A 19,292-nucleotide genomic window follows, 5' to 3' on the forward strand; every position below is an offset into this window, starting at 1 on the left:
CCGCTCCACCAATAGTTAGCCTTCTTACCCCAATTTCCTAACGCATGGCTCAGTCCGTTGCCGCAACTCCCACCGCCAAACCAGAGCGTGCCAAGCCGGCCGAACTGGTTCAGCTCATCGTTTTCCGTCTCGGCGACGAGGACTACGGCATTCGCATCGAGCAGGTGAAGGAAGTAACCGTAACGCCCGAAGTGGCCCGGATGCCCAAAACGCCCCCGTTCATTAAAGGCATTGCCAACCTGCGTGGCGACATCATCGCCATCATCGACCTCGAAGAGCGGTTCCGCTTGCGCCCAGCCGGTCGGCCGTTGCCTGAGCGCAGCTATACCGTAGCTGTGGAAGCTGCCGACTATACCCTCGGGTTGGTTGTGCGGGAAGTACCCCGGCCATTTACGCTACCCCTCAGCCAGATTGAGCCGGCCCCTGAATTCATTCAGGACTCGAGCACGCGCGACAAGTACCTCGAAGGAATTGCCAAGCTGTCCGAAGGTGGCGTTATCATCGTGCTTGATATGCGTAAGCTGCTTACTCCTAGCGAAGTAATGAAGCTGCCCACGAAAACAGCATCTTCGTAGGCCACCGGCCGTACACAGGCAGCGGGCTGCTCCCGGCCGAGTGGTTACTTACCCATTTATATTCTCACGTTACCCAATTCCATGAATAAGCGCATCCTCATCGTCGACGACTCTTTTTACATGCGCACGATGCTTAAGAACATGCTGACCGATGCCGGCTACGAAGTAGTAGGCGAGGCAGCCAATGGGGCGCAAGCGGTGGAAATGGCCGCTTCGACCAACCCCGACCTTATCACCCTCGACGTGATTCTGCCCGATAATACCGGTCTGGATGTACTTAAGAGCTTGCGCCTGACCCAGCCCAGTGCCAAAGTGGTGATGTGTAGTGCTGTAGGCCAAGAAGTTATCGTGACCGAAGCCATCGAGAATGGAGCCCTGGCCTATATTGTAAAGCCTTTCTCGGAGGAGAAGGTACTGGAAATCGTGGGTGCGGCGCTGCAAAACGACGCTGCTGACTCGGCTGCATAACGTGAGTGACCAGCGCTTCGCTCTGGCTTACCAGCCCGCCCAATCTGGCGGGTTGTGCCTGCGCGGGGTCAAGCGTCAGATAGATTACTCAACTTCCATCGGCTTATGAAAACCCGCGACCAGGAATACCGCGAGATGTTCATGGCCGAAGCCCTGGAGTATTACGACTCCATGAGCCGGCACCTGAGCGAGCTGGAGCGCAACACCGATGCCGGCCCGGCGCTGAATGAGTTGTTCCGGCTCATGCACAACCTTAAGGCCAACGCCCGGGCCATGGGTTTTACCGATTTGGGCGAGGTTGCTCACCACCTCGAAACGCTGTTTGGCTTGATTCGAGACAAGCAGCGCGAGTTTGGCGGCCCCTTGGCCACCGTTGTATTCATGGGCGTTGATGCGCTGGGCACGATGATTCGGGCCGTAGGCGCCAACCAACCGCTGCCCGATGCTTCGGCACTGCTCGAAAACCTCGACCGCTTGGTGCGGGGCGAAGCGCCCATCATCGATGCTGACGAAGAAGCCGAATCGGAGGAAGAAGCGGGTAAAAAAATGGAGCTTTCTGACCTGGTATACATCCAGGTGAAGAAGCTAGACAACCTGCTCAACCTCGTGGGAGAGTTGGTGATTGACCGTGACCGCGTGATGACCTTGGCGCAGGAGCTCGGCAACCCCGCGCTGCTGGCCACAGCCCAGCACCTGTTCCGCATCTCCGACGACCTGCAGTACAGTGTGATGGATGCGCGGCTGGTAGGGGTGGGGGTACTGCTGAATAAGTTTCCGCGGGTGGTGCGCGACGTGGCCACCGCCGAAAACAAGGAAGTTGAGTTGACGTTGAGCGGCCAAGATGTTCAGATTGATCGCAACATCCTGCAAATTATCACCGACGCCCTACTTCACTTGGTCCGCAACGCCGTCAGCCACGGCCTCGAAACGCCGGAGCAGCGCACGCAAACCGGCAAGCCTGCCGTGGGGCACCTTACTCTCTCGGCACTAACTGACCGCGAAGATGTGCTCATTCAGGTGCGCGACGACGGCCGCGGCATCAACACCGAAGCGGTGCGAAAGAAGGCCGTAGAGCGCGGCCTTGTCAGCGCCAATGAGGCCACCCGACTCAATGAGCAGCAGGTATGGGCCTTGCTGTTTGAGCCGGGCTTTTCAATGGCCGAAAAGATTACGGACATTTCCGGCCGTGGTGTTGGCCTCGACGTGGTGAAGCTGGCCCTTGACTCGCTGGGCGGGCAGCTACGTGTAGAATCCGAGATGGGCGTTGGTACCACCTTCACGCTGGTATTGCCTACCTCTATTGCCGTGAAAGGTGCTCTGTTGGTAGAAGTGGAGGACCGGCCTTACGCCGTGCCGCTCATGCATACCGACACTGTACTGGCACTGCACCCGGGCCAGATTTCACTGGTGGGCGGCCTTCTGGTTACCCACTTCCAGGAGCAGGCCGTGCCGCTTGTGCCATTGCGCCAGCTGCTGTATGATGAGGGTGACGAACAATTGCCCCTTGCTTCCAAAGACGACTTGCACGGCAACCAGCAGGTGCTCGTCGTTAACTACAACAACCGCCGCCTGGGCCTAATCGTCGACCGATTTATCCGGCAGCAAAACATTGTCATTAAGCCCCTGAGCAAGCCGTTGGATACCATCGACTTGTTTGGAGGTGTCACGTTGCTTGGCAGCGGGCAGGTATGCCTGGTACTTGATGTACCGGCACTCACCCGCCTGTTTCTGACCAAGCGCGCATAACTTTCTTTTTTTTTACTCCAGTCCTCGCCGCTGTACTTCCCCTATTTTCGCCGTTATGGATTTATCGATGACCGAGTTAGAGCGTGATATAATTCGCGAGATTTTGAACATCGGCCTGGCTCGCGCCGCCGATTCGTTCGCCGTCATTGCCCAGGAACGGGTTTTGTTGGAGGTTCCCAGCATCGACCTGCTCGTGAGCAACGACATCCTGTCGAAGGTGCGCGAGTACCAGTCGCGCCACGTTGCCATTCAGTCCGACATTCGCGGCGAGTTCAACGGGACTACGCTCATGTTCTTTTCGGGCCAGCACGTGCAGCGTCTGTCGCGCGTTTGCTTGCGTATGCAGACGACGGAAAGCCTTGAAGTGAACGAGTTGCAGGAGTCGCTGCTGCTGGAAATCAGCAACATCATCACCGGCGCACTCGTCACGCAGTTGGCCAACATTCTGAAAGCCAACATCTACGGAGCACCGCCCATTGCCCCGCGCGGAGATATTGCCGAGACCATGCAGAATCTGGTGCCTGAGCAGCAGCTGCAACCACTCATCTTCTCGGTTATCACCCAGTTCTCCGACCGCGACAACATGGTGGAATTGCCATTGATGCTGTTTTTCGACCGGGTAACGTTCGAAAAAATCCTTGAAATCATCCGTAGCTACGACTTCCTGGGCCGTCAGATGTCGGCCTAATTTCCCTTCGGCATACCCGTTATGAGGGCTGCCCCTGAGGTTCTTTTTGCTTCGTTGGTCATGCTGAGCCGGCGAAACATCCTTTCTCTGCGGAACCGCTGGTTCCAACGCGACAAGATGCTTCGCCGGCTCAGCATGACGTGTTTTTGCCAATCTCCCCTCAACTTCCCGAAATAAACCCTGATGCCTAAATCTGACGCCCTCGCCCAAAAAATAGCTTCTTTCGACCCCAATGCTCCTGGCGAAGCCGAAGGTGGCTTGTTTGGCCTGCCCTTCACGCCCGACGAAGCGCAAGTAGTGGTGGTGCCCGTGCCCTGGGAAGTAACCGTGAGCTACCGCGCTGGCACCGCCGACGGACCGGCGGCCATTCACGAAGCGTCACTCCAGGTCGACCTCTACGATTCGGATATCCCCAACGCCTGGAAGCTGGGCTTGGCCCTCGACGAGGCCGACGAAACCATTGCCAGCGCCAGCCGCGAACTTCGCCCATTGGCCGCCGAATATATTGGCTGGCTTGAAGAAGGCCAGCCCGAGGATAGCCGGAAAAAATATGAAGGTGTGCCGGAAAGAGTGACGACGGCAGGCAAGAAGATGATGCAAAGCCTGAAAGAGCGCACCGGTGCCCTGCTCGATGCGGGCAAAGGCGTGGTGCTGCTGGGCGGCGACCATAGCACGCCGCTGGGCTTCCTGCACGCGCTGGCCGAGCGCCACCAAGAGTTTGCCATTCTGCAGTTCGACGCGCATTGCGATTTGCGACCCGCCTACGAAGGCTTCCAGTATTCGCATGCCAGCATCATGCACAATGCCCTGGAATTACCCCAAGTGAAGAAGCTGGTGCAGGTGGGCATCCGCGACTACTGCCAGCAGGAAGCCGAATTTATCGACCAGTCCAATGGACGCGTGGCGCTCTTCGGCCAGCGTTTTCTCAGCGATGAGAAATACGGCAAGAAGTCGTGGAAGAAAGTATGCGGCAAAATCATTGCTCAACTGCCCAAGAAGGTGTACATCAGCTTCGATATCGATGGCCTCGACCCCAAGCTGTGCCCCGGCACTGGCACGCCGGTACCCGGCGGGCTGGAGTTCGAAGAAGCTACTTACCTGCTCCGGGCGATTGTGCGCGAGGGAATCGAAATCATTGGCTGCGACCTGAACGAAGTTGCGCCCGGCGACTCCGAGTGGAACGCCATGGTGGGCGCGCGCCTGCTCTACCAACTTTGCAACTGGATGGCCGTATCGCAAGGGCGCCTTACGGCCAAAGGCATGCACGCCGAATAAGCTTCTTTCACCTTCATTCCTTTCCTTATCATGCTGAGCTTCATTCTCAAGTTCATTATTTCGGCAGTACTGGTGTACGGCCTTAGCCTAGTGTTACCAGGCGTATCGCTCGGTGGCGTTAGTAGCGCCGCTATTCTCGTCGTCGTGCTGGCGGTCCTGAATGCGATTGTGAAGCCCATTCTGAAGATTCTGGGCTTTCCCATCACGGTGCTCACGCTCGGCTTGTTCCTGCTGGTTATCAACGTCATCATCGTAAAGTTGGCCGACTACCTGATGAGTAGTTTCGACGTGCACGGTTTGCTCAACGCATTCTTGTTCAGTTTGGCACTGTCGGTAGTAAATGCAGTGGTTGATATGCTGTTCGACTAAGTTTCAACAGACAATAAAAAAGGTCTTCCATGCAAGTGGAAGGCCTTTTTTATTGTCGATCTATTTAGGCAGCCAATGGACGCTTGCGCCACCGGCGAAGCATCCACCAAGCCACCGGAGCCATCAGCCAGAGCGGCCAGATAGCGACCAATCCTATGAACAGGCCCGTAAGGAGCGTCCAGCCGGTGTAAAACGACTCCACCACGCGGCTGGCAAAGGATACTACCGGGGCATCGGGCACCGACTGCGGCAGTACTTGGTAGCAGGCCAGCGAAATGGTGGAGTATCCTACTTCATCGTCGAGAGTTTTGAGGCGGCTTTCGGTGCTTTCAATTTCCTCCCGAACCTCACCAATCTTGCCTTCAATCTCCAGGATTTCGCTGATTTTGCGGGCTCGGCCCAACAAGTCGACGTAGCGCTTTTCAACGGCGCGCTTGGTGGCCAGGCGGGCGGCAACATCGGCGTGCTGGGCGGTCACATCGTCGGTGGTCAGTTTTTTCTCCTCCACGGTTCCCAGGCCACTAAGGGCAGCCAGCAGGGTATGGAAGCGGGCCGGCCGCACCCGGATGGTCATCAACTGCTGCCATTCGCCGTCGGCGCGGGTTTCGGTTGCGGCGCTCAAGAAGCCTTCATTGCGGCGCACGATGCTGTCGAGGCTGGCGCTGGCCTGGGGCAGGCTGGGCACTTTCAGGCGCAATTCGGCGTGGTAAATGAGCAGGCGGGCAGGGGCTACTACGCCGGTGGGAATGGGCAGCGGGGCGGCTGCGCCGGGGGCTGCGGCATCCTCAACCTCATCGGTGTTTGGAGAGCTGGGCGGCGAGGGCGCCATGCTGACAGGCGCAGGCTCCGCTATTGTTTCGCGCTGCATGGTGCTTTCCTGTTTGCGTTCGCTGCAACCGGTTAAAAAGGAAACCAGCATTAGCGCAAATACCCCTGCGTTTTTCATGATGAGCGGTTGTTAAATGAAAGGAAAATCTGAAGTCTATTGGCAGGCAGCGTGTACTGAACGCACGATGGTGCCAAATCCATATAGCCATTTAAAAGGGATTGAGCCGTAAGGTACTTTGTGCCATTCAGCCGCTGCACGGTACCTAAGCGGGCAGTGATTGGCGCAGGCGCCAGCGACGCAGGCCCCAGGCACCCAGCGCGGCCAATAGCAAGGCTGGCCATGTATAAGCCAAGCCCACCGCCAGTTCCATTAGCAGCGCCCAGCCCCAGCCAAAAGCCTGTCTGAAGCGCGGCGCAACGGGTGGTTGCGGTGCGCTAGGCTCGGCTGCTGGCAGTACCTGATAGTAGCGCAGCGTAAGAGCAGCCCAGGTTGCGCGGGCGCCAAACTGGTGCAACTGGGCCTGAGTGGTCCCGGTTTCGGCTCGTTGCCGGCGCATTTCGCTTTCCAGCCGGGCGCGTTCGGCGGGCGTGCCAGCTCGCGCCAATTGCTGGCGGGTCTGGGCTTCGGCGGCCTGTTGCTCGTCAAGCTGGGCTGCCGCGGCGAGCGCATCGGCGGTAATGTCGGCGGCCGTTATGTCCTTGTTCTCGATGTGGCCCAACCTGCCAAGGGCCGATACGAGCGCCACAAATTGCCGGGGCGGTACCTGCAGCATCATTTCCTGGCGGCGCTGCCCTTCGGCCCGGGTTTCGTGCGCAGAACCGAGATAAGCTCCATGGCGCTCCAGCAACTCGTTTACGCGGTCAGTTGCCTTATCAAAATCGTCGACGGCCATTTTCAGCTCGGCCTGGTAAGCCACCGAGTGGCCTGGCTGGGCTTTGGCGGTTGCCACGCTTTCGGTTGCGCCGGATTGCGCTTCACGCGTTGTAGCGCTGCGTGCCGCCGTAGCCGGGGCGGATATTGATGCTGACGGCTGGGCCGGTGCCTGCTCGGTCGCTGCAACGGCTTCGTCGGATTTGGCTTGGCTGCACCCGGCCAGCCCCAGTCCGAGCAGGACGGGAATTATCAGGTATTTCATCGGAAATGGGATGGGAAAGCTGAATGGAAAAGGACTCAGCGGCGCAGCTGTAGCTTTATCCGAAATCCGCTTTTCGGTAACCCGACAAGGCAAAAAAACAGCCCGACCGGTGAGGGTCGGGCTGTTGAAAAAATGCGCTGGAAGTTCAGAAAGAACCTTTTCAAGCAGTAATAAAAAATTACAGCCGGCGAATATCCGCGCCCAATGCTTGCAGGCGCGTGTCGATATTCTGATAGCCGCGGTCAATCTGCTCCACATTTTCAATGGTGCTTTTGCCTTCGGCCGACAGCGCGGCAATAAGCAGGGCGACCCCAGCCCGAATGTCGGGCGAGGTCATCGTGATGCCGCGTAGGCGGGTGCGCTGGTCGAGGCCGATAACGGTGGCGCGGTGCGGGTCGCACAGTATCACCTGCGCACCCATGTCGATGAGCTTATCGACAAAGAACAGGCGCGATTCAAACATCTTCTGGTGAATGAGAACCGTGCCCTTCGCTTGGCAAGCCACTACGAGCACAATGCTTAGCAAATCGGGGGTGAAGCCCGGCCAGGTATGGTCGCTCACCGTCAGAATGGAACCGTCGAGGTACGTGGCGATTTCGTAGTGCGGCTGGGCCGGGATGTAAATGTCATCGCCGCGGAATTCAAGCTGAATGCCCAGCTTGCGGAAGGTGTCGGGAATGAGGCCCAACTCCGGAATCTGGCAGTCTTTGATGGTGATTTCGGAACCCGTCATAGCCGCCAGGCCGATGAAAGAGCCAATTTCAATCATGTCCGGGAGCATGCGGTGCTCGGTGCTGCCCAGCTTTTCCACGCCCACGATGGTGAGCAGGTTGGAGCCAATGCCCTGAATGTTGGCCCCCATGCGTACCAGCATGCGGCACAACTGCTGCAAATAGGGCTCGCAGGCGGCGTTGTAAATGGTGGTGGTGCCCTCGGCCAGCACAGCGGCCATCAGGATGTTGGCAGTGCCGGTTACCGAGGCTTCATCGAGCAGCATGTGGGTGCCCTGCAGCTTGCCGTCCACTTTGATGCGGTAGAAGTCGGTGCCTTCGAGGGTGAGCTTGCCGCCCAGCTTTTCGAGGCCCAGAAAGTGCGTGTCCATAGGCCGGCGGCCAATTTTGTCGCCGCCCGGCTTGGGCAGCTGGCAGCGGCCGTAGCGGCTGAGCATAGGGCCGAGAATCATCACCGAGCCGCGCAGGGCGCCGGCCTGAGCCACAAACTCCGGCGTGTCCATGTAGTCGAGGTTTACATTCTCGGCCTGGAAAATGTATGTGTCCGTAGCCAGCTTGCCCACTTTCACCCCCATGTCGCGCAGCAACTCGATGAGCTTATTCACGTCGCGGATGTCCGGAATGTTGCTGATTGTAACGGGCTCCGGGGTCAGCAATACCGCGCAGAGAATCTGGAGAGCTTCGTTTTTAGCGCCCTGGGGCGTGATTTCGCCGCGCAGGGGCTTGCCACCGCGTACTTCAAATGCAGCCATATTATTTACAAGTAAAAGTCTGTCATCCTGAGCGCAGCGAAGGACCTTACCTCGACCGAACAATTTGCTCTGGCGCGATAAGGTCCTTCGCTGCGCTCAGGATGACACTAAAGAAATGAAAAATTACTGCGGAGGCTGCTGTGGCTCTTGGCTGCGGCCTTTTTTACGCTTCTTGCCGTTTTTGCCGCCAAAGCTGTTGCCCCGGTCGCGGTTGTCACGGTCGCGGCCTTCGCGGCGGTCCCGGCTCTGGCTGTCGCGCTGCACGGGCTGGGGCACAATAAAGGGCTTGGTTCCAGCTGGTGCGCCGGGCATTTCAAACAGGTTTTCGCTGTCGACCAGCGCCGCGTCAAGCTTGAGTTGCCCGCCCGACAACTCGCCCATGTGCCGCAGAATGGTCACGTCCTTGGCGTTTTCCTTGTTGTGCTGCCGATAGAGAAACTTCATCGTCCGGCCAATCTGAATAGTAGCCTGCTCACGTTCGGCCGGGTCTTCCAGCGTAATGGCTTTGGCAATGAGGGCTTCGATGGCAGCCCCATAGGCCCGCAGCTTGGGCGCCATGCGCGGGTAGGGCACGCGGGCTGGCTTCTCGGTGCGCACCGTGAGGCTGCGCAAAGCCACGGGCGCTTCCAAGGCCACGTCTTCGCCAGCCATGGCGTGCAGGTGGTTCCAGAGGCGGGTCTGGATTTCGGGCAGGTCGCGCAGGGCCGGTTGCAGGCGCAGCATCAACTGCACAATGGCAGTGGCACGCTTGGTGCGCTCGGCCACGTCCTCAATATCCTTGAGGCCCTGAATGAGCTGGTAAGTGCTGTGCCCGTATTCACGCACCAGCAACTGCAGGTGGAAGGGCAGGGAATTAATATCGGTCATAAAAAGCAGGAGGGAGGCCGCCGGGAGCGACGCTCAGGCCAAAGATAAGGCGAGAGCAGGGTGGTTTGGTGCAGAAACGCTCGTTATGCGGAGCGCCGTCAAAGCATCTCTACTGTGCAACTAACTCAATCGTTGCAACGAAGCTGCAGAGATGCTTGGCGGTGCTCCGCATCACCTTCTGTGGAACTGTCCGAAAACATCGAAACGCTAATGCACCCGCAGCTTGGCAAAGCTCAGCAGCAGCACTTTCTCACCTACTTCCTCAAACTGAATGGTAGCCTTGGTGGTACCCTGCTGGCTTTCCAGGGCGCTTACTGTACCGAAGCCGAACTTCGCGTGCTCCACGCGCTGGCCGGTTTGCAGCTTCGAGGTGTCGGACGGGGCGAAGTCGGCCGGAGCTACGTAATTGGTGGCCTGTACCTTACGAGGCGGCGTGGGAACAAGGTTCGAACGGCGCTCAAATACGTGCTGGAAAGGCGCGCCTTCGCCCGCGCCCGGCCCGGCAGCGAACTTGAAGTCCACGAAGCGGGGGTCGATTTCATCCAGAAAGCGGCTTTTTTCGCAGCTGCGCAGGTTGCCCCACTGGTAGCGGGAAGTAGCGTAGCTCAACGTCAGCTTCTTCTCGGCCCGCGTAATGGCCACGTAAAACAGCCGACGCTCCTCCTCCAGGTCGGCCCGCGAGGTAATCATCATCTGGCTCGGGAAGAGGTTTTCCTCCATGCCCACGATGTACACGTTGCGGAATTCCAGGCCTTTGGCCGAGTGAATAGTCATCAGCGTCACGGCCTCGCCGTCTTGAGCCGCGTCTTTCAGGTCGGAATCCGTTACCAGCGCAATATCCTGCAGAAACGCGCCGAGGCTCTTGTCCTCGCGCTCGGGGTCGTCGACGTATTCCTTGATGCCGTTGAGCAATTCCTGGATGTTCTCGTAGCGCGAAAGGCCTTCAATGCTTTTATCCGAATACAGCTCCTCCAGCATGCCGGAATTCTTGGCAATGAATTTGGCCGCTTCAAAAGCGTCCTCCTTCGCGGCAACGGCAATGTAGCTCTTGATTTTCTCCGCAAATCCCACCACCGGGTTGCTCACCCGCGCCGGCATAAACTGGTCGGCGTTGGCTACTACTTCCCACAGCGTGTGGTTGGCTTCGTCGGCCGTCGTAATCAACTTGCTGACGGTGGTATCGCCGATGCCGCGCTTTGGGTAATTAATTACCCGCCGAATAGCCTGCTCGTCGTTCTGGTTTACCGTGAGGCGCAAATAGGCCACCAAATCTTTGATTTCCTTGCGTTGATAAAACGACAGGCCCCCAACAATTTTGTATTTGATATTTAATTTCCGCAACGATTCTTCCATCGCGCGGCTTTGCGCGTTCGTGCGGTAGAGGATAGCAAAATTGTCGTACGACAAATGCCCGTTCATCTTATCCTCGAAGATGGAATTAGCCACCAATTTGCCTTCCTCGTTATCCGAAGCGGCTTTCAGTACCTCAATCAACGTCCCGTCTTCGTTTTCTGAAAATACATCTTTGCGCAATTGCGCCTGGTTGTTTTTAATGACAGAATTAGCAGCCCACACGATATTTTTTGTGGAGCGGTAATTCTGCTCCAGTTTAAATACCTGCAGTTCGGGATAGTCTTTCTCAAAATTGAGAATGTTGGAAATATCCGCGCCGCGGAAGGCGTAGATACTCTGCGCATCGTCGCCCACCACGCAGATATTACGCTCCTTAGCCGCCAGCTTGCGGGTAATCAGGTACTGCGAATAGTTGGTGTCCTGATACTCGTCCACCATCACGAATTTGAACATGTTCTGATACTTATTCAGCACATCGACGTGGTCGCGAAACAGGACGTTGGTGTTGAAAAGCAGGTCGTCGAAATCCATCGCGCCGGCCTTCAGGCAGCGCTGAAAATACTGCTGGTAGATAACCCCGATTTTGGGGCGCAGTGCTGCTTCGTCATCAGCCTTAATGGTTGGGTCGTTGAGGTACTGGTTGTGCGAAATCAGCTTGTTTTTGGCCGCCGAGATGCGGCCCAGCACCAGGTTGGGCTTGTAAAGCTTGTCGTCGAGCTCCAGTTCTTTCACAATCTGACCAATCAGGGTTTTCGAGTCTTGCGAATCGTAGATGGTAAAGCTGCGTGGGAAACCAATTTTGTCGGCTTCCGAGCGTAGGATTTTAGCGAAGACAGAGTGGAAAGTGCCCATCCAGAGGCTGCGGGCAGCCGGGCCCACCACTTTTTCCACGCGGGCGCGCATCTCCTTGGCAGCCTTGTTGGTGAAGGTGAGGGCAAGGATATTGAACGGGTCGACGCCTTTTTCGAGCAGGTTGGCGATGCGGTAGGTGAGGACCCGGGTTTTGCCCGAGCCGGCACCGGCGATAATCATGCAGGGGCCTTCGGTTTGCATCACCGCGGCGCCCTGCGACGGATTCAGGAGGGAAAGATAATCTAGTGCCATGTGCGAATAAGCCGCCTTTTGGGCTGGTTTACAAAGATACGGAGGGCCGGGCAGGGGTGGGCCATCATTTCGGGCCCGCGCCGCCGGGGTTATCTTTGTGAATGATTATTATTCAGGAAACGGTCATTTCCGACGACATCGCCGACAACTTTTTTGTCTGCAACCTCGAAGCCTGCAAGGGTGCCTGCTGCGTAGAGGGCGACCTCGGTGCGCCGCTAGAAGAGCCCGAACTGAAGATTCTGGAACAGGAATACGCCAACATCAAGCCCTTTCTTACCGCGGCAGGCCAAGCCGCGATTGCGGCGCAGGGACTCTACATCAAGGATTGGGAAGGTGACTTCAGTACCACGACGATTGACGACAAGGAGTGTGCTTACGCCTTATGGGACGAGCGCGGCATCCTGAAATGCGGAATCGAGCAGGCCTACCTGGCGGGGGCCACCACGTTCAAAAAGCCCATCAGTTGCCATCTGTACCCCATTCGCATTACGAAATACGAAGGGTTCGACGCGCTGAACTACGACCGGTGGAACATCTGCAGCCCGGCCTGCGAGTTTGGTGGCAAGCTGGGGGTGAAAGTCTACCAGTTTCTCAAGGAGCCGCTGATTCGCAAATACGGCGAGGGCTGGTACGGGCAACTGGTGCAGGAAATTGAGAACCCGACGGTAGGAGGGAAGCAGTAATAGCGGCCACGAAGCAGGTGCAGGCCCCACGAAAAAAGAACGTCATGCTGAGCGAAGTCGAAGCATCTCGCGTGCAATGGTAGCGCAATCGTACTTGAATGCTACCACACGCGAGATGCCTCGGCTACGCTCGGCATGACGTTCTTTTTTTGTTCGGAAAAATCTTACGCTTCCGTCACCACAATTTTCTCGATTTCGTCGTTGGGCGTAATCTGGTCGATTACTTCCACGCCTTCAACTACTTTGCCGAACACGGTGTGCACCCGGTCGAGGTGAGCGGTGTTCTGGCGGTCGTGCACGATAAAGAACTGGGAGCCACCGGTGTTTTTGCCGGCGTGAGCCATGCTCAGCGCGCCGCGCTCGTGGTGCTGGTTGCCGCCGCTGGTTTCGCAGTCGATTTTGTAGCCGGGGCCACCGGTGCCGGGCTGGCCCTTGGCGCCTTCGCGGGTGTTGGGGCAGCCGCCCTGAATCACAAAGTTCGGAATGACGCGGTGGAATTTCAGGCCGTCGTAGTAGCCTTTCTTGGCGAGGTCGGTGAAGTTCTTGACGGTGTTCGGAGCATCCTGCTCGTAGAACTCAACTTTCATCACGCCCTTTTTGGTGTGGATTTCGGCAGTTTTCATGAATTGCTGTTTTTAGCGGGTGAAACGGTTTTCAAAAGCCGGTACTGCTTTCGGCGGGCGAAGGTAAGAATTCGCCCGTCGTGCAAAACATCCGGGGCAGGCAATTGCTTCGTAAGCTCACAGCCGTAGTTTTACTTACGGCGTAAATAAATTTTCGCTTATCAGTCTTTCTTCTTTCACACCACCCGTTTCATGAAAAAAACATTCACTCCCCTGCTGGCTGTGCTCGCCACTACCCTGATGCTGGCTAGCTGCAACTCCGAAACCACCAAAACCGAAACGGAAACCACCAGCACTGCAAACCCTGCCGATTCCGTTGCCGCGATGGCTGGCGACTCGGCCCGCATGGCCAAGCCCGAGGGCGTGATGGTGGATGGCGTGGCCATGACGGCCGACAAAGACATCGTAGACAATGCTGCGAACGCCAAAAGCGTGAGTACGTTAGTATCGGCCGTAAAAGCCGCTGGCCTCGTCGAAACGCTGAAAGGTGCCGGACCTTTCACCGTATTTGCTCCCACCAATGCCGCGTTCGATAAGCTGCCTAAAGGTGCCGTAGCCGGCCTGATGGACCCCGCCAGCAAAGAGACGCTGAAAGGCGTGCTTACTTACCACGTTATCCCCGGTCGCCTGGTGGCCGCCGACCTCAAAGACGGACAGGAGCTGACCACCGTGAACGGCGAGAAGCTGCACATCGCCATAAAAGACGGCAAGGTGATGGTGAGCAACGGCAAAGACGCCCCTGCCACCGTGCAAATCGCCGACGTGATTTCGAGCAACGGCATTACCCACGTAATTGATGGCGTGGTGTTGCCGCTGGCAAAATAAAACGCTGCGCTTAATGAGGAATGAGGAAGGAAGAATTGTCGTCGTGATAATTCTTCCTTCCTCATTCCTCATTAAGCCGAAGGCGTTAGTGCCGATTGTCTTCGCCGGCCAGCATGCTCAGGTAGCTGTCGTAGCGCGGCAGGGCAATACGGCCCTGGTCCACAGCTTCGCGCACGGCGCAGCCGGGCTCGTGGGTGTGCTGGCAGTTGTGGTAGCGGCACTGGCCCAGCAGGGCGCGGAACTCGGGGAAATACCCAGCCAGCTCGGCCGGCGGCAAATCGACAAGCCCCAGCTCTTTGATGCCGGGCGTGTCGATGATGAAAGTGCCGGGGCGTACTTCCAGCATTTCGGCGAAAGTGGTGGTGTGCACCCCTTTGTCGGAAAAGTCGCTGATTTCGGCGGTTTTGAGGTCGAGGTCGGGCACCAAGGCATTGATGAGCGTGCTTTTGCCCACGCCCGAATGGCCAGCCAGCAGGCTCACCTTGCCGTCGAGCAGTTGGTCGATTTCGGCCACGCCCTCGCCGGTGGTGGCAGCGCAGGTGCGGCTGGGGTAACCCAGGCTGGCGTACATACCCGCAATTTCGGCCTGGTATTCGAAGCCTTCCTCGTCGTATAAATCCGTCTTGTTGAAGAGCAGCAGAACGGGAATGTGGTAGGCCTCGGCCGTCACCAAAAACCGGTCGATAAACCCGAACGACGTGGCCGGCGACACCAGCGTGACCACCAGCATGGCTTGGTCCAGATTAGCTGCTACGATGTGTACGTGGCCGGTTTTATGCACCGATTTGCGCACGATGTAGTTGCGGCGTGGTGCGATGTGCGAGATAACTCCCGCGCCCTCGGTCTGGGCCTCAATGCTGAAATCGACGAGGTCGCCCACGGCCAGCGGGTTGCTGGCTTTCAGCCCTTTGATTTTGAATTTACCCCGCAGTCGGCAGCGGTACAGTTGCCCGGTTTCGAGGCCGCGCACGATGTACCACGAGCCCGTGGACTTCACCACGATGCCGTGCAACAGCCCCGTGGGCCCATCGGGAAGGTAAGAATCAGTCGTTTTCATCGGGTGGGCGTAAGGTTGCGTAGGGCGGCCATGATGGTGCGCGTGGCACCAGCCTGGTCGTGTACGTAGTCTAGTATCGTGTCCTGCAGGCGCAAACGGGCGTCATCGTTGTTCCAGAGGTAGGTAAAGGCGGCATCCAGTTCGGCCCCATTGTGCACCGGAAAAGCCCCTTTCATTTCGACCAGCTCCATGGCCTCCTGAAACTTGGCGTAGGTAGGGCCGAAGAACAACGGCAGGCCGAAAGCGGCAGCCTCCAGGGTGTTGTGCAGCCCCTTGCCAAAAGCGCCTCCCACGTAAGCGTACTCGCCAAAGCGGTAGAGCTGGCTTAATAGCCCCACGTTATCAAACAGCAGGATGCGGGCCTGTGCCACGGTGGCTTCTTTGGCCTGCGAGTAGCGCTGCACCGGGCCGGGCAGCAGGGCTTCCACTTGGCGCAGGTTGGTTTCCGTGACTTCGTGCGGGGCCAGCAGCACGCGCAACTTGCTCCCGTAGCGCTCCAGAAGGGGGCGCAGAACGGGCAAGTCTTCGTTCCAACTACTGCCCACTACCAATACAGGCGCGCCATCGGCCACAAAGGCATCAACCAGCGGCAGCGAACGGGCCGGAGCCAGCGCAGTTGCCACTACGGTATCAAAGCGGGTGTCGCCGGCTACGCTCACCCGTTTCAGTCCCACGCCGCGCAGGAGTTGGGCCGAGGCTTCATTTTGGGTGAAAATGTGCGCAAAGCGCCCCAGAATTTTTCGGAAGAAGCCGCCCCAGGGTTTAAAGAACACCTGCTCGGGCCGAAAAATGGCTGACACGACCACCGCCGGAATTTGTCGCTGAAAGGCCTCGTTCAGAAAGTGATACCAGAACTCGTACTTCACAAACGCCACCAGCCGGGGCTGCACTGCCTCCAGGAAAGCGCGGGCATTGGCGCGGGTGTCCAGCGGCAGGTAGAAAATATAATCAGCGCCCGGCCAGGTTTTGCGCACATCGTAGCCCGAGGGCGAGAAAAATGTGAGCACAACCTTGGTACCGGGGTGGGCATGCCGGTAAGCGTCAATCAGCGGGCGGCCCTGCTCAAACTCGCCCAGCGACGCGCAGTGAAACCACACCCGAGGCGCGGCATCGGTGCCAATCGTTTGGCGGATGTGCGCCAGCAGGCCCTGGCGGCCCGCCACCCAGGCAGCCGCTTTCGGCACAAACGGCGCTAACAGCCGGAGCAGCAGGCCGTAGAGGCCCAAAACGATATCGTAAAGCAAAAGCAAGCCCCAAAATTACGTCATTGGCGCGCAGAATGCGTTTTTGGTTGAAATCAGGCGCCTTTATCCGCTTCCCAATCCACGGGGCAGGCCTCGCCGTTGGTCTCGTAGTACTGCAGCGCGTCAATCATGCGCAGGGCTTCGTTGAGGCTGCGGCCCAAGGGCCGGTCGTTTACCAACTGGTGGCGCACAATGCCGTCCTGGTCAATCAGAAACAGGCCCCGGTAAGCCATGGGCGAGCCCACAAAGGTCATTTCGCCCTCGGTCGTGTAGTCGTAGTGGCCACCGAGCACGTCGTAGTTGGCCGAAATGGTTTTGTTGGCGTCGGCCACCAGCGGGTAACGCACGCCGCAGATGCCGCCTTTGTCGCGCGGCTGCAGTTGCCAGGCCAGGTGGGCGTACTGCGAATCGGTGGAGCAGCCCACCACGGCTACGTTGCGTTCCTCAAATTCGGCCAGCCGGTCCTGAAACGCCAGAATCTCGGTGGGACACACCTTGCTGAAATCGGCTGGGTAGAAATAAAACAGCACGTGCTTCTTGCCCAGGTAGCGGTCGAGCGAGAAGTCTTCTTCGATTTTGCCATCCACCACCGCGCTGGCGCGGAAGGAGGGTGCCCGTTTGCCTACAAGAACTGCCATTTGAATTAATGTGAAAATGTGAAGATATGAAAATGTGAAAATGGCGCGTAGTCGGCGGCATCCACGCATACGTAGCGGATGAAGTGACGGCAGTTTTAAACTCTACCTTTTCACTTTTTCACATTCCCGCATTTTCACATCAAATAATTACCGTCCCTTAAACTCTGGCTTGCGCTTCTCAACAAATGCTGCCATGCCTTCCTTTTGGTCTTCGGAGGCAAATGTGAGGTAGAAGTTCTTGCGCTCGAAATGCAGGCCTTCATCGAGGTGGGTTTCAAAAGCCCGGTTAACTGATTCCTTCGCTAGGCGGGCGGCCACCGGGCTCATGCCGGCGATGGTGGCCGCTAAGCGGTAAGCTTCTTCCAGATACTGACCTACGGGCACTACCCGGTTCACCAGGCCGACGCGGTGGGCTTCCTGGGCCGAGATGAACTCGCCGGTGAGCACCATTTCCATGGCCTTGGCCTTGCCCACAGCGCGAGTCAGGCGCTGGGTGCCGCCCGCACCGGGCATGGTGCCAATGCGGATTTCGGGTTGCCCGAACTGCGCCGTTTCCGAGGCCACCAGCATGTCGCAAGTCATGGCCAGCTCGCAGCCGCCGCCCAGCGCAAAGCCCGACACTGCCCCAATCAGTGGTTTGCGGAACTTGCGAATCTGGTCCCAGGTGCTGAACTGGTCGGTGATGAGCATGTCGATAGCCGTTTTGCCGGCCATTTGCTTGATGTCGGCCCCGGCGGCAAAGGCCCGTTCGTTGCCCGTGAGGATGACCACGCGCACCGCGTCGTCCTCGTCCAGCGCCTTCAGCGCATCGCGGATTTCGAGCATCAATTGCAGGTTCAGGGCGTTCAGCTCCTTGGGGCGGTTGAGCTGAATGAGGGCCACGCCGGAGCGCGACTGGGGCGTTACAAGAATGAATTCCATGCAGGTGGGAAGTAGCGCGAACTTTCAGTTCGCGAATGAACAGGAGTGAGGAAAGTTGCGAACTGAAATTTCGCGCTATGCGCACACAAACTGGAAGGTGCCGCGCGTGCGCTGCTCCAGCAGCAGCCGTTTGCCCTCGGTGAGCTGAGCAATGCTGGCGGGTGTGTAGTTCTTAATGGTAAACAGCATCAGCCCGGTGTTGTAGTGCAACAGAAACTGCTCGCGCAGCACATCGAGCAGCTGGTGCACTCGGCGCTGAGAAAAATCGATGCACACCGAGAAGCTGATGGCCGAGTTCTGCATCACGTTAATCTTGAGCTTGGCCTGGGCCAGCGCCGCAAAAATCACCGCCATATTCTCTTCTGAGATAAACGAAAAGTCCTTGCTGGCGAAGGTAAGCAGGCATTGGTCCGTCTTGCGGATGAACGCCGGGGCCAGCGCCGGGTGCTGGCAGTCGTGAATGAGCGTGCCCTCGGCCTCGGGGTTCACAAACGACTTCACGCGCAGCGGAATGTTGCGGTCGGCCAGCGGTTTCAGGGTTTTGGGATGGATAACGGAGGCACCGTAATAGGCCATCTCAATGGTTTCGCGGTAGCTGATTTCGGGGTAGCGCACCGTGTCCGGGAAAATCTTAGGGTCGGCATTAAGCAGGCCGGCTACGTCCTTCCAGATGGTCACCGACTCGGCCCGCAGGCAGTAAGCCAAGATGGCGGCCGTGTAGTCGGAGCCCTCGCGGCCGAGGGTGGTGGTGCGGCCATTGGCGGTGCCGCCCAAGAAGCCTTGCGTCACTACCACCCTTTCTGCCAACAGTGGGGGCAGCGCAGCCTGAATTTGTGCTTCCGTTGTGGCCCAGTCTATTTTGCCCTCGCGCCAGTTGTCATCCGTGCGCAGCACGGTCCGGCAATCGAGCCATTGCACCGGGCGAGTGCCGTTGCCCAGCGCCAGCGCCAGAATTCTAGAAGCCAGCAGTTCACCATAGCTCACAATCTGGTCGTACTGCTGGTCATAGTCGGCGGTCACGTCAACCTGCTGCAGCTGTTGCTTAAGTTCCTCGAACAGTTGCCCGGTAGCCTGCGCTATTGGCTCCTGCGCGGCGGCACTCAGGCCGAGTCCGGCAATGGTCGCGGTGTGATACTGGTGCAGGGAGGCCAGGGGAATATCAAAATTCTGCCCGGAATAAGCCCTTTGGAAAAGGTCCTCCAGCGCATTGGTGGTCTTGCCCATGGCCGAAACCACGATGAGCAGCGGCTGTCCCGCGCCGTGCGTTTCAACAATCTGCCGAAGGTTAAGAATGGCCGCTGCGTCCTTCACCGAGGCCCCACCAAATTTATAAACCTGTACTTTTTCCATGGCCGGCAAAGGTAGGAGCGACCACAGCCATTGGCGAAGCAATAGCGAAATCTTCCCCT

Annotated in this window: 19 protein-coding genes; 8 read left to right on the top strand and 11 right to left on the bottom strand. The window is 58.0% G+C overall.

The features are described from left to right. Nucleotides 1-44: 44 nt before the first annotated feature. The 6 genes from ABD837_RS01035 (at nucleotide 45) to ABD837_RS01060 (ending at nucleotide 5,121) form a co-directional block, all read left to right on the top strand. Nucleotides 45-575 carry a chemotaxis protein CheW gene (locus ABD837_RS01035; protein WP_345049236.1) on the top strand — a complete coding sequence of 177 codons (531 nt, stop codon included), beginning with the start codon at nucleotides 45-47 and terminating at the stop codon, nucleotides 573-575. An 81-nt stretch (nucleotides 576-656) separates the two neighbouring features. Then, complete coding sequence (locus tag ABD837_RS01040) at nucleotides 657-1,043, top strand: response regulator (RefSeq protein ID WP_345049238.1); 387 nt, start codon at nucleotides 657-659, stop codon at nucleotides 1,041-1,043. A 105-nt stretch (nucleotides 1,044-1,148) separates the two neighbouring features. Next, nucleotides 1,149-2,789 (top strand): chemotaxis protein CheA, encoded by a 1,641-nt coding sequence (locus ABD837_RS01045; protein WP_345049240.1) that lies wholly within the window; start codon nucleotides 1,149-1,151, stop codon nucleotides 2,787-2,789. A 55-nt stretch (nucleotides 2,790-2,844) separates the two neighbouring features. Further along, on the top strand, nucleotides 2,845-3,477 hold the full coding sequence (locus tag ABD837_RS01050) for a chemotaxis protein CheC (protein WP_345049243.1): 633 nt from the start codon (nucleotides 2,845-2,847) through the stop codon (nucleotides 3,475-3,477). Nucleotides 3,478-3,660: 183 nt separating this feature from the next. Continuing rightward, nucleotides 3,661-4,752, top strand: coding sequence for an agmatinase family protein (locus ABD837_RS01055; protein WP_345049244.1), 1,092 nt, complete (start codon nucleotides 3,661-3,663; stop codon nucleotides 4,750-4,752). Between the two features lie 30 nt (nucleotides 4,753-4,782). After that, complete coding sequence (locus tag ABD837_RS01060; protein ID WP_345049246.1) at nucleotides 4,783-5,121, top strand: phage holin family protein; 339 nt, start codon at nucleotides 4,783-4,785, stop codon at nucleotides 5,119-5,121. Nucleotides 5,122-5,185: 64 nt separating this feature from the next. Here the strand turns inward: ABD837_RS01060 and ABD837_RS01065 are convergent, their stop codons facing one another. From ABD837_RS01065 to ABD837_RS01085, 5 genes are all read right to left on the bottom strand, one after another. Further along, nucleotides 5,186-6,067 (bottom strand): DUF4349 domain-containing protein, encoded by an 882-nt coding sequence (locus tag ABD837_RS01065; protein ID WP_345049249.1) that lies wholly within the window; start codon nucleotides 6,065-6,067, stop codon nucleotides 5,186-5,188. 145 nt (nucleotides 6,068-6,212) lie between these two features. Beyond that, the gene (locus ABD837_RS01070) at nucleotides 6,213-7,085 is read right to left on the bottom strand and encodes a DUF4349 domain-containing protein (RefSeq protein WP_345049250.1); all 873 of its coding nucleotides are present in this window, start codon (nucleotides 7,083-7,085) and stop codon (nucleotides 6,213-6,215) included. 178 nt (nucleotides 7,086-7,263) lie between these two features. Then, nucleotides 7,264-8,568: a UDP-N-acetylglucosamine 1-carboxyvinyltransferase gene (murA, locus tag ABD837_RS01075; protein WP_345049251.1), complete on the bottom strand. Its 1,305-nt coding sequence runs from the start codon at nucleotides 8,566-8,568 to the stop codon at nucleotides 7,264-7,266. A gap of 123 nt (nucleotides 8,569-8,691) precedes the next feature. Further along, nucleotides 8,692-9,435, bottom strand: a complete 744-nt coding sequence (locus tag ABD837_RS01080) for a DUF4290 domain-containing protein (RefSeq protein WP_345049253.1) — start codon at nucleotides 9,433-9,435, stop codon at nucleotides 8,692-8,694. A 207-nt stretch (nucleotides 9,436-9,642) separates the two neighbouring features. Beyond that, a complete protein-coding gene (locus ABD837_RS01085; RefSeq protein ID WP_345049255.1) occupies nucleotides 9,643-11,892 on the bottom strand; it encodes an ATP-dependent helicase in 2,250 nt (749 codons plus the stop codon). A 101-nt stretch (nucleotides 11,893-11,993) separates the two neighbouring features. Here ABD837_RS01085 and ABD837_RS01090 point away from each other — a divergent pair, with 101 nt between their 5' ends. Then, nucleotides 11,994-12,575, top strand: coding sequence for a DUF3109 family protein (locus tag ABD837_RS01090; protein WP_345049257.1), 582 nt, complete (start codon nucleotides 11,994-11,996; stop codon nucleotides 12,573-12,575). A gap of 164 nt (nucleotides 12,576-12,739) precedes the next feature. Here the strand turns inward: ABD837_RS01090 and ABD837_RS01095 are convergent, their stop codons facing one another. Continuing rightward, nucleotides 12,740-13,198: a peptidylprolyl isomerase gene (locus ABD837_RS01095; protein ID WP_345049258.1), complete on the bottom strand. Its 459-nt coding sequence runs from the start codon at nucleotides 13,196-13,198 to the stop codon at nucleotides 12,740-12,742. Nucleotides 13,199-13,390: 192 nt separating this feature from the next. Here ABD837_RS01095 and ABD837_RS01100 point away from each other — a divergent pair, with 192 nt between their 5' ends. Then, nucleotides 13,391-14,023 carry a fasciclin domain-containing protein gene (locus tag ABD837_RS01100; RefSeq protein ID WP_345049260.1) on the top strand — a complete coding sequence of 211 codons (633 nt, stop codon included), beginning with the start codon at nucleotides 13,391-13,393 and terminating at the stop codon, nucleotides 14,021-14,023. A gap of 85 nt (nucleotides 14,024-14,108) precedes the next feature. Here the strand turns inward: ABD837_RS01100 and rsgA are convergent, their stop codons facing one another. The 5 genes from rsgA to ABD837_RS01125 all read right to left on the bottom strand — a co-directional run bounded on the left by rsgA (nucleotide 14,109) and on the right by ABD837_RS01125 (nucleotide 19,233). Further along, a complete protein-coding gene (gene rsgA / locus ABD837_RS01105; protein WP_345049261.1) occupies nucleotides 14,109-15,080 on the bottom strand; it encodes a ribosome small subunit-dependent GTPase A in 972 nt (323 codons plus the stop codon). After that, nucleotides 15,077-16,324, bottom strand: coding sequence for a 3-deoxy-D-manno-octulosonic acid transferase (locus ABD837_RS01110; protein ID WP_345049264.1), 1,248 nt, complete (start codon nucleotides 16,322-16,324; stop codon nucleotides 15,077-15,079). The genes rsgA and ABD837_RS01110 overlap by 4 nt, the downstream gene beginning before the upstream one ends. A 53-nt stretch (nucleotides 16,325-16,377) precedes the next feature. Continuing rightward, complete coding sequence (locus ABD837_RS01115; RefSeq protein ID WP_345049268.1) at nucleotides 16,378-16,962, bottom strand: peroxiredoxin; 585 nt, start codon at nucleotides 16,960-16,962, stop codon at nucleotides 16,378-16,380. A gap of 147 nt (nucleotides 16,963-17,109) precedes the next feature. Continuing rightward, nucleotides 17,110-17,883, bottom strand: coding sequence for an enoyl-CoA hydratase-related protein (locus ABD837_RS01120; RefSeq protein ID WP_345049270.1), 774 nt, complete (start codon nucleotides 17,881-17,883; stop codon nucleotides 17,110-17,112). A 75-nt stretch (nucleotides 17,884-17,958) separates the two neighbouring features. Beyond that, on the bottom strand, nucleotides 17,959-19,233 hold the full coding sequence (locus tag ABD837_RS01125) for an aspartate kinase (protein ID WP_345049273.1): 1,275 nt from the start codon (nucleotides 19,231-19,233) through the stop codon (nucleotides 17,959-17,961). Nucleotides 19,234-19,292 lie beyond the last annotated feature (59 nt).

Origin of the sequence: Hymenobacter glaciei (assembly GCF_039539585.1) — a bacterium.
Classification (GTDB): domain Bacteria; phylum Bacteroidota; class Bacteroidia; order Cytophagales; family Hymenobacteraceae; genus Hymenobacter; species Hymenobacter glaciei.